Raw genomic sequence first — 13,375 nt, forward strand, 5'->3', positions numbered from 1 at the left:
TCAGCGCATAAAAAAAGTCAGGAAATTGGAGGTCATTTCCTGACATAAACCACGATTTAAATCTTAAGATAATCGAAGGTTTTCGATTTTAACCACGTTTAAAGCGGCCAAAACGTTTGTTAAAGCTTGCCACACGTCCTTCATTGCTGGTCTGACGTTGCTCACCTGTATAGAAAGGATGTGATGCACTCGAAATATCTAATGTCACGTAAGGATAAGTTTTACCTTGATATTCTTTGGTTTGATTCGAGTTCATCGTGCTGCCAATCACGAAATAGGCATCGGCATTGGTATCATGGAATAACACTTCACGATACTCGGGATGGATATCTGAACGCATATCTAACTTCCTCATGATTCTTGATTAAATGTTATAATGTAACATTTGATATTTCAAGTAATCTAGGGTTACAGCGTGTAAGCCTATCGTCTCAACTTAGCTTCGACTCGGTACCAGTTCTTCAAATACATCACTTAAATCATCATGTACTTTGAGATGAATCAGGTTCCAGTATTGTCCTGAAATTGTGCGATTCACCATCAAGGTATCAGGAGAGGGCTTAAATACATCCCAATATTTCAACGAAGGTTTCAGCAACTCCATCCCATCATGATGCGCTGAGTTTTCGGCAAAATCATAGTCAGTGACCAGAGGACGCATGAGCACTTCCAGCCACTGTTCATATAATTCTTTCGGGAATTTTCCAGTTTCAGTCAAGGAATGCAGCGCATCCAGCTGTTGCTCGATCACGGGAATATTCTTCTCGCGTGCAGCATGGATCAGTTCCCTAAAATGTCCAATCACTTCAGTCGATAAGGTTTTGACGCCACCATAGTCATAAACAATCACAGAGCCATCTTCACGAAATGCAAAGTTGCCTGGATGCGGGTCACAGTGAAAGCGTTTCAGATAAAAAATTTCCTGACCAATGGCGCGGAAGAGGCGGCGGCCTAAAGCATTTCGGGTTTCGAGTGGCCAAGTGCTGGCAGTTTCGATACTTTCACCAAGCTCTTGGCTTAAGGTCAAAATATGTCGCGATGAATACTCATGAAACACTTTCGGAATCACAATTTTATTGTCCAGAGGCTCATGGAAGGCACGGGCGATTTCTAGATTCTGGGCTTCAATTTCATAGTTCAGCTCATTGTCCAGACTGTGCTGAATTTCTTTAAATAATTGATCTTGAAGTTTACGGTCAATCTTTAAGACGCCCATCATACGCAGTGCCAGACGGACTTGTTTCAGGTCGCTTTCGCAGGCTTCATCGACACCAGGATATTGTACTTTGACCACAACTTGCTGGCCATTCGGTAGAGTGGCTTTATGCACCTGACCAATCGAGGCCGCGGCAAATGGCTGCTCATCAAACTGCTGGAACAGCTGCTGTAAAGGTTTACCCAATTCTTTTTCCACTTGTGCCTGAATTTCTTTAAACGGCATCGGTGGCGCCTGACGCTGTAATTTAGCAATGGCTTTAGCGATTTCGGGCGGGAAAACATCTTTATATTGCGAGGCAATCTGGCCAACTTTCATGACTGCGCCTTTCATTTCCCCCAAGGTATCCGCAATCTGCACACCAATATCCTGAAATAATTTACTGCGCGCAGTGTTTTTCTGCTCGTCATCGGCAGTTAAATTTTTAATGGAATTGGAGAGGGTTTTACCTGCAATACTTGCGGTCATTCCGGCAAGTTTCATAAAGCGACGACCGGGTGTGCTAGCCGTTTTTGCCATGCGAGATTCCTTGAAACCAACTATGAATGGATGTATTTGATCATAGGTGACAAAGGTTCAATTGCCTAGATTTAATTGTAGAGGTTGTGTTGTGATTTCCTTCAGCTTCTCCATGTTTAATGCATCATCTTTGATTTGTTAAAAGATTTATCTTTATTGCTTGCGTTTAAACTATAAGAATATGCCGGAATCCGTCATCGTTTTAGATAAGACCGAGTACTAATTCTGAATGTTGTTTTATAGCTAAAAGCTTAGAATAAACAGAGTGTAGTAATGAAGAAAATTCAATGAAAGTCTATCGATATTTTACCGGGAAAGATGATGTACATTTTTGTGCGCGGGTGACCCGTGCCTTAAATGAAGGTTATGAGCTATATGGTTCACCCACCATGACTTTTAATGGTACGGATGTAATTGTGGGGCAGGTGGTGATTAAAGATGTAGTGGATGAATCGGAACTTCCAGAAAGATTGAAGGATGCGTTGGGAGTTAATTCTTAACTTCTACATCGAAATTAAAATGCTCAAGGCTATGGTCTCATCTTTTATTGTTATGCTGTCGCATCGGCAATTTTTACTTTTGTCATGGCAAAAGTAACAGAACAGTTTCGTTGATCTGATGCTACTTCCCTGTATCACAGCTCAACGGTGACATCCATGTCACCTACCCAATATTTAAGATTGCTTGAAAGTCGCTAAGTTTTTACACCTTTAAGCTTAAACGTCTGTTATTGCTATAGAGTCGTGCCAGCAATAAAACACAGGCAACACTTAAACCCACGATCAGGCCAACCCAGACACCGGCGGCGCCCATGTCGGTAAAGCGGGACAAATACACCCCGACCGGGAAGGCGATGACCCAGTAAGCCAGCATGGTAATCCACATTGGCCCCTTGGTATCCTGCATGCCGCGCAGACAACCTGCCGCACTGATCTGCCAGGCATCCATCAGCTGATAGGCAATGGCAAACAGAATCAGATACACCGCAATTTGGGTCACGATCAGATCTGAGGTGTAGAGTGCTACGATTTCATTGCGGAAAACCCAAAGCAGAATCATGGTCAGGATCGCCAGAATAGTGGCAGTAATCAGGCCGAGATATTGTACTTTACGCATAGCTTGCCAGTTCTGTTCACCATAGTAGGTGCCAACCCGAATGGTCAGGGCAATCGCCAGTGACATGGGAATCATGAACAGTTGTGAAGTGACAGAAATAGCAATCTGATGGGCAGCGACAATGGTCTCACCCAAAGGACTCAGCACAATTGCAGCAGTACTGAAAATACTGACCTCAAAAAAAATTGCCAATCCGATTGGAAAGCCAAGCTGTAAGATGCGCTTCATCCATTCCGGGTTGATTTTTTCCCAATGGGTAAAAGGCTGGGTACGTTGATAGGCCTTATTTTTAAAGATATACAACGCGAGGGTGATGACCATTAGCCACTGTAAAATCGCCGTGGCAAACCCACAGCCTGCACTGCCTAGGGCCGGAACAGGGCCAATACCATACATAAAGATATAGTTCAGCGGAACTAGCAAGACCAGCGCCAATAAACTAATCACGGTCACCGGACGCGGATTTCCAATCGCTTCAGAATAGCCGCGTAAGGCCGCATACATGGTTACCGCTGGCATACCAAAACCAATCGCATGCAGAAATAAACCGGCTTTAGGTTGTAAGCTTTCCGGTACACCTAAAAGTGGCAAAGTGGCCGGCAAGAGTTGCAAAATCAAGCCGGCAATTACCCCAAGAATCAGGGCAACCCAAAGCGATTGACGTGCAATGGTGGCAATTTTTTCAGGTGTGCGTGCGCCATTGGCCTCAGCAACCAAAGGCGTCGTGGCAATCATAATGCCACTAAACAGCAGCATCACCGGAATCCAGAGTCCTACTCCGACGGCAATCGCGGCAAGATCGGTAGCAGACAGGTGACCGGCCATAATGGTATCAATCAGACCCAGACCAGCCTGAGAAAATTGGGTCACCAGAATGGGTAACATCAGATGAAACAGTTTTTTTAATTCAAAACCAAAGGTTGTGACTGGTGAAACATTCGACACAAAAATTACTCATCGTGATCATGTGCTTAAATAGAAGGTTTAGCGTTGTAAAGTGAGAAGCACACCAATAAAAATTACCACGCCGCCTAAAAGACGTTGCCAATTAATCGGCATTTTTTCATTATCCAATAATCCCAGATGATCGACCAGCATCGACATCACCATCTGACCAAAAATAATGAGACCGCTAAGAACCAGAAAGCCAAGTTTGGGTGCTGCATAAATGCTCATACTAATCGCGTATACACCCACGATTCCCCCTAGCCATAAATACCAGGGAACACTCATCAATTCCTGTAAACCGGGTTTGGGATTGGACTGAAAAAGTACGATTACGGCGAGCACTATTGTACCAATCAAAAAGGAAAAAAATGCAGCTTGAATAGGAGAATATAAATATTCTTTCAGTTGTGTATTAATTGCAGTCTGGAGTGTCAATAAAACACCGATTGCAAAAACCAAAGGAAGTAAAATAATAAGTTGAGAAGATATTTTCATAATTTTAACTGACTAATTCTATTTAAATTTTTAGACATATCACACGATCAAATTTAATTTTAGCAGTGTTGCCGCCTAGTCATGTTAAAATTCCGCTATATCTTGTAATCGTTTTTGAGTAGTTCTTTGGCTGAATTGAATCCTGCTGCTGTCCCTTTGTCCTTATATATTCATATGCCTTGGTGTGTGCGCAAATGTCCTTATTGTGACTTCAATTCGCATGCGGTTCCGGATGGTCAGCTATCACTGGAATTGGAACAGGAATATTTACGAGCACTGGTGGAAGACTTTAAAACTCAGGTCGATTTTGCCCAAGGCCGGCAGATTCACAGTGTCTTTATTGGTGGGGGGACGCCGTCACTGATTTCTGCCCCAGGCTATCAATGGTTATTTGATCAGCTCAAAGCCGTTATTCCCTTTGCCGAAGGCTGTGAGATTACGCTGGAAGCCAATCCCGGCACAGTCGAACATGATCCGTTTGCCGGTTATTTACAGGCCGGAATTAACCGTCTGTCGATTGGGGTGCAGAGTTTTAATACCGAGCATCTCAAGCGTTTGGGACGGATTCACAGCAATGAAGATGCGATTTCTGCCATTGGGTTAGCACGTGAAGCCGGCTTTCAGCGCATTAATGTCGACTTGATGCATGGTTTGCCTGAACAGACCTTGGATCAGGCTTTGCATGATTTAAAATTGGCCGTGGAACAGGGTGCTACACATATTTCCTGGTATCAGCTAACGATTGAGCCAAATACGGTATTTTTCCGGACTCAACCGATTTTGCCTGTCGATGAAGTATTGGAAGATATTCAGGAGCAGGGTGAGCTCTACTTAAAAGCGCAGGGTTTTATCAACTATGAAGTTTCGGCTTGGCGTAAAGAACTGCCTTCAGCACATAATCTGAATTACTGGCAGTTTGGTGATTATCTGGCAATTGGCGCCGGAGCACATGGCAAAGTCACTCAGACAGATGGCGTGTATCGGTTCCAGAAAACCCGTTTACCTAAGGACTACTTAGCCAAAGTACCTGCCGAACATGTGCAGTTTAAGCGAATTGAAGATGCCGACATGCCATTTGAATTTATGATGAATGCCTTACGTTTAAATCACGGCGTGGAAGCCAAGCTCTATGCAGAACGTACTGGCCTGAGTCTGGATCGCTTGAATGAGTTGCTGAGTTCTTTGCGTGACAGAAAGTTAATGGTCGATGATCAAGATCGTCTTTCATGTACCGAGCAGGGGCATATCTTTTTAAATTCGGTACTGGAAGAATTTCTTTAATTATTTAATTTCTCCATTGTTCTAAAAGAAACCCTAATAGGAGTTTATTGGGGTTTTTTATTGCCTTAAATAAAATGCCTAAAGTCTGATTGACGCTTTCTTAAAGAGAAGTTTTCTGAGAATATTCAAAGATTAAATTAAATGAATATTATAATTTCTAGAGGGTGGGCAGGTGGATACATTATGGGATTTTCAACAGCTGGATTTAACTAATACCCGATTCTTTATTTTTGATAGTAAAAGTGATCATCTGGTTTATGAAGATCGGGACTTTAAAGAATATCATTGGGATCAGTCTAAATATAATCGAGTCAGGGAAGGGGATTTCTTTTTATATCGACGACCGCAAAAAGCCTCTGAAATTAAAAATCAATTCTATCTTTATGGTGCAGGCCGTATAGCCAAGATTATTGCACCTACTGCCATTCCTCAAAATCATCAAAAACGCCGAACCAAACCGGTCTTTGCGAAAGTGATCGATGGTATACGTTTTATAGATCCTATTCTGCAGTCCGATTTGGAAGATTTTCAATGGACTTTTAAACCACGCGGAAATACTTGGGAACATTTTTTTCAACAATATGGCATGAATGAGATCACGGCAGATGATTTTTGGCGATTACTTAAATTAGCAGGAATAGGCGAAAAACAGGATGCTTTGTTAGATACGCATTTACGTCAAGAAATCCTCGATTATAGTGTTGAAGATCAATATGCCAATGTAAAAGTTCGCGGTTCGCCACACCAGGAATTTGCTTTACAAGTTAAACTTAATTATCAATATCAATGTGCGATCTCTGGTATTAAGACCAAAGCCTTTTTAGTGGCTTCTCATATCGTACCTTGGTCTGAAAATCAGGTACATAGAAGAAATCCGCGTAATGGAATTTGTTTATCTTCTTTATTGGATCAAGCTTTCGATCAGGGATTTATCACGCTAGATAAAGGGCTTAAAGTGTGTCTTGCGAATCAAGCCAAGCAAGATGCGAGTTTATACGCCTATTTAAAACTTTATCACGGTAAACGAATCGACGTACCAAAACGTTTTGCCCCTGATCCGGTATTTTTAGCCTGGCATAGAGCACACCGGTTTTTAGAACAACCCAATGATCTTTAAAAGCGAGCGGTATGAGAGAAATGATAGGCACAAAAAAAGCACTCTAAGAGTGCTTTTTTCAATATCTTGCTTCTAAATTATAGAGCAACGATATTTACAGCTGTCGGGCCTTTTTGACCTTGAGCTACGCTGAAAGAAACCTTTTGGCCTTCAACTAAAGTTTTGAAACCTGAACCAGTGATTTCGCTGAAATGAGCAAAAACGTCTGGACCTGATTCTTGTTGAATGAAACCAAAACCTTTAGTTTCGTTGAACCATTTTACTGTACCGTTAACTGTATTAGACATAATATAACCTATTGAATCGTATGAATTTATAGCCAAAATTTCAGATGACTAACTGTAACTTTGAAAAATAAAAAGGATGGAGCTTTTTGATCTGTAATACGAAGGTTTATGACTAAAACTGCGATACTTAAAAGAAGACTAACCAAAACAAGAATTTTTCTAGTTGGGATTATCATACCGCTTATTTTGAGATATACAAGCGTTTTATTTGGCTAATTTATTAGGATATTGAAAAATATAAAATTAAATTTGTATATTTTCTATCCAGAAAGGTTTTTTAAGTTAAACAAGGGCGTCTGCGTCAATAAAAAGAGCGCCGAAGCGCTCTTTTTAACTCAATTTACAACTTAATAGTCAAAGCTAAAGTGTTCTGGAGCGAGTGCCGTCATGGTTTTAGATGGATTCACCATCGCTTCTGCGTGACCTTGGGTACGTGGCAGGATACGTTCAAAGTAGAAATCAGCAGTTTTGATTTTTGCTTTATAGAATTCTGGAACTTCCGCACCATCGCCAGAAGCCAGTTTGGCTGAAGCGACTGCGGCTTGCTGTGCCCAGAAGTACGCCATCATCACATAACCGGAGAACATCAGGAAATCGACTGACGCAGAAGAGACGATGTCACGGTCCTTACGTGCTGCCAGCATGATACGCACGGTTAATGCATTCCACTGTGCACACAGCTTGGTTAAATCCCAGGCAAAACGGCGCATGTATTTATTACGTGCATGCTGACCGCAGAATTTCAGGATTTCAGCAGTGTAATCACGAATCACTTTGCCTTTCGAGGTCAATAGCACTTTACGGCCAATCAGGTCCAGTGCCTGAACACCTGTTGTACCTTCGTACAGGGTAGAGATACGTGAGTCACGTACGATCTGTTCCATGCCCCATTCTTTGATATAGCCATGTCCACCGAAGACTTGCATACCGTGATTTGATGCCTCATAACCCATTTCGGTCAGGAAGCCTTTCAGGATTGGAGTATAGAACCCAAGATGGTCATCATGCTGTTCAAATGCTGCAGTATCGCCACGCAGCAAAGCATCATTCATGTTGTCGGCAATTTTTGCTGCATGATAAATCATGGCACGGCCACCTTCAGCAATGGCTTTTTGCGTCAATAGCATACGGCGGACATCAGCATGGTGAATGATCGCATCCGCTACTTTTTCTGGATCTTTTTTGCCAGACAAGGCACGCATTGACATACGTTCTTTAGCATAAGGTAAAGCACCCTGGAACGACAGTTCAGCATGACAAATACCCTGAATCGCAGTACCAATACGCGCCGTGTTCATAAAGGTGAACATAGCGTGCAAGCCTTTATTCGGTTCGCCAATCAGGTAGCCAGTCGCATTGTCAAAATTCAGTACAGCCGTTGCTGAAGCGCGAATCCCCATTTTGTGTTCAATCGAACCGCAGTTCACTGGATTACGCTCACCGATACCGCCATCCGCCGCAGCAATAAATTTAGGTACGATAAACAGAGAAATCCCTTTGGTACCTTGTGGTGCATCGGGCAGACGTGCCAGTACGATATGTACGATATTTTCAGTCAGGTCATGCTCACCTGCAGAAATAAAGATTTTAGTTCCTGAAATCGCATAGCTGCCATCTTCTTTCGGCTCTGCTTTGGTCTTAACTTGACCCAAGTCAGTACCACATTGCGGCTCAGTCAGACACATGGTGCCCGCCCAAGTTCCTGCAACTAAGTGAGGCAGATACGTGTTTTTCTGCTCATCGGTACCATATTGCATGATAGTGTTGATACAACCCACACTTAAACCCGGATACATCTGGAATGACCAGTTTGCAGTCCCCATCATTTCCGATTTGATCAGGTTTAAAGACATTGGCAGGTTTTGGCCACCAAATTCTTCAGGATAAGACAGACCTTGCCAGCCACCTTGTACGAACTGGTCGTAAGCTTCTTTAAAGCCTTTCGGTGTTTTTACTTCGCCATTTTCAAAATGACAGCCTTCTTCATCACCGCTTTGATTCAACGGCGACAGTACATTTTCACAGAAATCTGCAGCGCCTTCTAAGATCATATCTACCGTGTCGGCATCGGCATATTCACCATTCGACAAATTCTGGTAGTGCGCAGGGTAGTCAAGCACTTCATTCATAAGGAAGCGAATGTCGTGTAAAGGGGCTTTATATGCTGGCATGCGTTTAATCCTGATTGAAATTAGTTTTGGATTATCTGTATCGATTCTTTGATTATTCACATTCGGGATAAAAAAACATTGATGAATTCAATGAATAAAAATGTCAGAAAAGCTAATCGATTTTTAAGGCTAATGAATGAAATCATCGAATTTCATCATTAGGTGTTTACATTACAGGAAGATTAAAAACTTGTTATATCAATAGAATTTAATGAGTTAAAAGGTGATTTGTCCAGTATATTTTTGTATGAATTGTGCTCGGATTCAGGTGGCAAAATAACTCATTTTAAAATGTCATTAAAACCAATCCATGGTTTTTCAGCTTATAAAAAGTAGTAGGAGGGAAGTAAAGGGTTGCAGTTGCAACCCGAGCTGAACTCATTAGAGAGATAGGGGTTTTAAAGAAACTCTTTTAAATCCGGTTTGATACCATTCCAGATGTAAAAAGATTCAATTGCTTGACCGACCAGCATGCCAAAACCTTCAGATGTCGGTACACCGCGTGCCTTGGCTTGATCCAGAAAGGAAGAAGGTTTGCCATAGGCCATTTCATAGGCCCGTTTAAACTGTAGCGTTTCCGGTAAAACCAGGGCATCACCGCTGAGACTGGCAGAAGTGGCATTAATCATCAAATCAAATTCACCGGCTAAAGTGTCTAGTGAAATCGCCTGTAATTCGACTTGCGGTACGGCATTCTGAAGATCAGCGACCAGTTGTTCCGCCCGTGCCAAGGTACGATTGGCGATCACGATTTTTTTCGCACCTGCTTGGGTTAGTGGATAAATCACACCACGCGTGGCACCGCCTGCTCCAATAATCAGAATATTGGTATTTTCCAGTGGCCAGTCTAAGGCACGGATGGCTTCAACCAGTCCCTGACCATCGGTATTGTCGCCATGCAGGATGCCATTTTCCATCCATAGCGTATTCACTGCTTTGGCAATTTTGGCCCGTTCACTCAGCACCTGACATTGGCCAAAAGCCTGCTCTTTGAAGGGGACAGTAACATTCAGGCCGCTACCGCCCTGGCCAAAGAATTCCTGAATGTTGGCTTCAAAGCCATCCAGTGGAGCCAAACGTTTACTATAATTCAGGTCGATCCCAGTTTTGGCTGCAAAGGCGTGGTGCAATTCTGGAGAACGTGATTGTTCAATCGGGTTACCAATCACGGCAAATTTTTTGCTCATTTCACAATGTCCATGTGCGGAAATGGCCATCAATATACGTGAAAAAGCGCAGGGACTAAAGCCTGCGCGATTTTAAATTGCTGCTAAGTTATCAGGGTTTTAGGAGCTGCAAATATCCATAATATGTTCCGCAAACATCAGCGCCATACTGAGAACAACCCCAAGCCCAGTCAGGATACTCACCAGAATAGCGGCGCCATCCAGAATCAGATTATGACTCAAAATTGCGGTACTCATCGCGCTGATGGCGAGCGCCAGAAAAAGCCAAAAGGCCAACACAGGTAGATTTAATTGAAGATTATGCATTGTTATTCTCACTAGACATCAAATGGAATATGATCGATGTAGCGATAGGGTGCCGCGATCAAATCAGGTATTTCTATGCAGCAGTATAGAGGATATATCTATTAAAGCAGCCCTCTATTTGAGGGCCGTTTGTATCATTTCATTGCGTTGGATTTTAATTCTGTTAACCAGTCATGTGGTTTCAGGTAGTAATCTGTTAAGCGTTTTTCCGGTGAGCCCTCATCCCATTCAGGGCGATATGACCATCCGGTAAGCGGGGGCAGGCTGACCAGAATCGATTCAATCCGGCCACCAGTCTGCAAGCCAAACAGGGTGCCGCGGTCATAAACCAGATTGTATTCCACATAACGGCCGCGACGGTATAACTGAAACTCGCGTTGTGCTTCGGTATAAGGCTTATCCTGATTGCGCTGGAAAATCGGCAGAATGGCTTCCAGATATCCATTGCCTACAGCCTGCATATACTGGAAACAGGTTTCAAAATCCCATTGATTCAGGTCGTCAAAAAACAAGCCGCCAACGCCACGCTGTTCATCACGATGTTTCAGATAAAAATAATCATCACACCATTGTTTATGTTCAGGATAAACCTCTTCGCCGAATGGCGCACATAGATCATGCGCCGTTTGATGCCAAGACAGTACATCTTCATCATTCGGATAAAACGGGGTCAGGTCAAAACCGCCACCAAACCACCAAATCGGATCTTGGCCTTCTTTTTCAGCCACAAATAAACGCACGTTGGCATGCGAAGTCGGTATATTCGGGTTTTTTGGATGGATGACCAGTGATACCCCCATCGCTTGCGCTTTGGCGCCAGCAATATTAGGATGACGTTCGGTCGCAGAAGCAGGTAGCTTGGAAATGTTGATGTGAGAGAACATCACACCGCCTTTTTCAATCACCGTACCATTTTGCAAAACACGTGAACGGCCGCCACCACCTTCCGGACGCTCCCAGTCATCGATGATAAATTCAGCCGTACCGCCGCCAGCACGTTCCTGCTGTTCTAGTGCTGCACAAATCCGTGCCTGTAAGTCGAGGAGAAATTCACGAACGCGTTGAATATCCGTAGATGTAGGATGCTGCATCAGAGCCTCGTAAGAAAATAAAAAAACTAACGACATCAAAGCATAAAATCAGTCAAAGATTAAGGTCTATTTGGCAATGCAGTTGATCGGTCTAGACTTTAAATTTCAAGATTCATAAGCAGAATATGGCATTTAATCCGACTAAATGGCTAGGTTGAATTCTTCTTTCAAGCTCAGCACAATAACTCACAAGCGCTCATTAGCTTGAGCATTTCTCGATGGTAATAGGTGGGTGTCATGTCGGTACAGGTCAATTCCCTGATTCAAAAATACAATGTTCCCGGTCCGCGCTATACCAGTTATCCCACTGTTCCGTATTGGGAAGAGCAGAATTTCTCACTGGAACAATGGAAGCAAACGCTAAAAAAGTCTTTTGCAGAATCCAATCAAAACGAAGGCATTAGTTTGTATATCCATTTACCATTTTGCGAAAGCCTGTGTACCTTTTGTGGTTGCCATAAGAGAGTCACAAAAAAACATGAAATGGAACAGCCTTATATTCAGGCGGTATTAAAAGAATGGGATTTATATTGTGAGCTATTACAAGAAAAGCCCATCATTAAAGAGATTCATTTGGGCGGGGGGACGCCGACCTTTTTTTCAATGGCGCATCTCGCTCAACTGATTCAAGGCATTCTGGCCAAAGCTGACATAGCGCCTGTACATGAATTCAGTTTTGAAGGCCATCCTAACAATACCATGCGTGAGCATTTGCAAGGTTTATATGACCTTGGCTTTCGTCGAGTCAGTTATGGGGTACAAGATTATAATGAAACCGTGCAAAAGGCGATTCACCGGATTCAGCCTTATGAAAATGTTAAACAGGTAACCGAATGGGCGCGAGAAATTGGCTATGAATCGATTTCCCATGATCTGGTCTTTGGTCTGCCATTTCAGAGTCTGGAAGATGTTTTAAATACTATTGAACAAACCAATTCGCTCTTGCCGGACCGTCTGGCTTTATATAGCTATGCACATGTGCCCTGGATTAAAGGCAATGGTCAGCGCGGTTTTAAAGATGCCGATGTGCCCAAAGATGCAATCAAACGGGAATGCTATGAAGAAGGTAAAAAGAAGTTACTCGCGCATGGTTATCATGAAATCGGTATGGATCATTTTGCCTTAGAAAAAGATGCGATGTACCAGTCCTTTCAAGCTGGAACATTGCACCGCAATTTTATGGGATATACCGCCTCTAAAACCCAGGTGATGATTGGACTCGGGATTTCTTCGATCAGCGATAGCTGGTACAGCTTTGCCCAGAATGTGAAAACCATTGAAGAATATTATGAATGCCTGGCGCGCAATGAAATTCCGGTATTTAAAGGACATGTCTTAAATCAGGAAGATTTGATCATCCGGCAACATATTCTAAATTTGATGTGCAGCTTTAGCACCTCATGGGAAAATTCCGAGATGCTTTTCCCTGAAATTGATGAGGTTTTGGAACAGCTTGACGAAATGGCACAGGATGGTTTGATTCAATTTTCAGACTCGTCAGTCACGATTCTGGAGAAAGGGAAACCATTTGTACGCAATATTTGTATGGCTTTTGATTTACGTTTAAAGCGACGCATACCGGAGAACCGGATTTTCTCCATGACGATTTAGAATCTCTTCCTAAGCTATAAAAATCCCTCC

General features: G+C 42.9%; 13 protein-coding genes. 4 read left to right on the forward strand and 9 right to left on the reverse strand.

What is annotated here, in order from left to right:
* Positions 1 to 88: 88 nt before the first annotated feature.
* Entirely contained in the window at positions 89 to 340 is a 252-nt protein-coding gene (locus NI464_RS05110; protein ID WP_004645016.1) for a type B 50S ribosomal protein L31, read from the reverse strand.
* A 96-nt stretch (positions 341 to 436) separates the two neighbouring features.
* A complete protein-coding gene (locus NI464_RS05115; RefSeq protein WP_253137905.1) occupies positions 437 to 1,735 on the reverse strand; it encodes an ABC1 kinase family protein in 1,299 nt (432 codons plus the stop codon).
* Positions 1,736 to 2,022: 287 nt separating this feature from the next.
* Between NI464_RS05115 and NI464_RS05120 the strand changes: the two genes are divergently transcribed.
* Entirely contained in the window at positions 2,023 to 2,235 is a 213-nt protein-coding gene (locus NI464_RS05120) for a DUF1737 domain-containing protein (RefSeq protein ID WP_253137906.1), read from the forward strand.
* A gap of 202 nt (positions 2,236 to 2,437) precedes the next feature.
* Here the strand turns inward: NI464_RS05120 and NI464_RS05125 are convergent, their stop codons facing one another.
* A complete protein-coding gene (locus tag NI464_RS05125) occupies positions 2,438 to 3,796 on the reverse strand; it encodes an MATE family efflux transporter (RefSeq protein ID WP_338149651.1) in 1,359 nt (452 codons plus the stop codon).
* Positions 3,797 to 3,835: 39 nt separating this feature from the next.
* Positions 3,836 to 4,294: a DMT family transporter gene (locus NI464_RS05130; RefSeq protein ID WP_253137907.1), complete on the reverse strand. Its 459-nt coding sequence runs from the start codon at positions 4,292 to 4,294 to the stop codon at positions 3,836 to 3,838.
* A 126-nt stretch (positions 4,295 to 4,420) separates the two neighbouring features.
* On the opposite strand from NI464_RS05130, the gene hemW reads away from it, so the two are divergent.
* Together hemW and NI464_RS05140 are read left to right on the forward strand one after the other, a co-directional pair.
* Positions 4,421 to 5,575 carry a radical SAM family heme chaperone HemW gene (gene hemW, locus NI464_RS05135; RefSeq protein WP_005249859.1) on the forward strand — a complete coding sequence of 385 codons (1,155 nt, stop codon included), beginning with the start codon at positions 4,421 to 4,423 and terminating at the stop codon, positions 5,573 to 5,575.
* 172 nt (positions 5,576 to 5,747) lie between these two features.
* Positions 5,748 to 6,692, forward strand: a complete 945-nt coding sequence (locus NI464_RS05140) for an HNH endonuclease (protein ID WP_219307421.1) — start codon at positions 5,748 to 5,750, stop codon at positions 6,690 to 6,692.
* 77 nt (positions 6,693 to 6,769) lie between these two features.
* Here the strand turns inward: NI464_RS05140 and NI464_RS05145 are convergent, their stop codons facing one another.
* From NI464_RS05145 to hemF, 5 genes are all read right to left on the reverse strand, one after another.
* Complete coding sequence (locus NI464_RS05145; protein ID WP_004281542.1) at positions 6,770 to 6,979, reverse strand: cold-shock protein; 210 nt, start codon at positions 6,977 to 6,979, stop codon at positions 6,770 to 6,772.
* Positions 6,980 to 7,326: 347 nt separating this feature from the next.
* Positions 7,327 to 9,150, reverse strand: a complete 1,824-nt coding sequence (locus NI464_RS05150) for an acyl-CoA dehydrogenase C-terminal domain-containing protein (RefSeq protein WP_004281541.1) — start codon at positions 9,148 to 9,150, stop codon at positions 7,327 to 7,329.
* A gap of 398 nt (positions 9,151 to 9,548) precedes the next feature.
* Positions 9,549 to 10,337, reverse strand: a complete 789-nt coding sequence (aroE, locus tag NI464_RS05155) for a shikimate dehydrogenase (protein ID WP_253137908.1) — start codon at positions 10,335 to 10,337, stop codon at positions 9,549 to 9,551.
* A 99-nt stretch (positions 10,338 to 10,436) separates the two neighbouring features.
* On the reverse strand, positions 10,437 to 10,643 hold the full coding sequence (locus NI464_RS05160) for a hypothetical protein (protein WP_004732323.1): 207 nt from the start codon (positions 10,641 to 10,643) through the stop codon (positions 10,437 to 10,439).
* A 134-nt stretch (positions 10,644 to 10,777) separates the two neighbouring features.
* Positions 10,778 to 11,734, reverse strand: coding sequence for an oxygen-dependent coproporphyrinogen oxidase (gene hemF, locus NI464_RS05165; protein WP_174894175.1), 957 nt, complete (start codon positions 11,732 to 11,734; stop codon positions 10,778 to 10,780).
* A gap of 237 nt (positions 11,735 to 11,971) precedes the next feature.
* Here hemF and hemN point away from each other — a divergent pair, with 237 nt between their 5' ends.
* On the forward strand, positions 11,972 to 13,345 hold the full coding sequence (hemN, locus tag NI464_RS05170; protein ID WP_253137909.1) for an oxygen-independent coproporphyrinogen III oxidase: 1,374 nt from the start codon (positions 11,972 to 11,974) through the stop codon (positions 13,343 to 13,345).
* Positions 13,346 to 13,375 lie beyond the last annotated feature (30 nt).

This window comes from Acinetobacter lwoffii, assembly GCF_024129685.1.
Lineage (GTDB): Bacteria > Pseudomonadota > Gammaproteobacteria > Pseudomonadales > Moraxellaceae > Acinetobacter > Acinetobacter lwoffii_X.

Excerpts from the sequence above, each read along its gene's own strand:
- NI464_RS05110 (WP_004645016.1), bottom strand. The coding sequence starts at position 340 with ATGCGTTCAGATATCCATCCCGAGTATCGTGAAGTGTTATTCCATGAT.
- NI464_RS05115 (WP_253137905.1), bottom strand. The coding sequence starts at position 1,735 with ATGGCAAAAACGGCTAGCACACCCGGTCGTCGCTTTATGAAACTTGCC.
- NI464_RS05120 (WP_253137906.1), top strand. The coding sequence starts at position 2,023 with ATGAAAGTCTATCGATATTTTACCGGGAAAGATGATGTACATTTTTGT.
- NI464_RS05130 (WP_253137907.1), bottom strand. The coding sequence starts at position 4,294 with ATGAAAATATCTTCTCAACTTATTATTTTACTTCCTTTGGTTTTTGCA.
- NI464_RS05145 (WP_004281542.1), bottom strand. The coding sequence starts at position 6,979 with ATGTCTAATACAGTTAACGGTACAGTAAAATGGTTCAACGAAACTAAA.
- NI464_RS05150 (WP_004281541.1), bottom strand. The coding sequence starts at position 9,150 with ATGCCAGCATATAAAGCCCCTTTACACGACATTCGCTTCCTTATGAAT.
- aroE (WP_253137908.1), bottom strand. The coding sequence starts at position 10,337 with ATGAGCAAAAAATTTGCCGTGATTGGTAACCCGATTGAACAATCACGT.
- NI464_RS05160 (WP_004732323.1), bottom strand. The coding sequence starts at position 10,643 with ATGCATAATCTTCAATTAAATCTACCTGTGTTGGCCTTTTGGCTTTTT.
- hemF (WP_174894175.1), bottom strand. The coding sequence starts at position 11,734 with ATGCAGCATCCTACATCTACGGATATTCAACGCGTTCGTGAATTTCTC.
- hemN (WP_253137909.1), top strand. The coding sequence starts at position 11,972 with ATGTCGGTACAGGTCAATTCCCTGATTCAAAAATACAATGTTCCCGGT.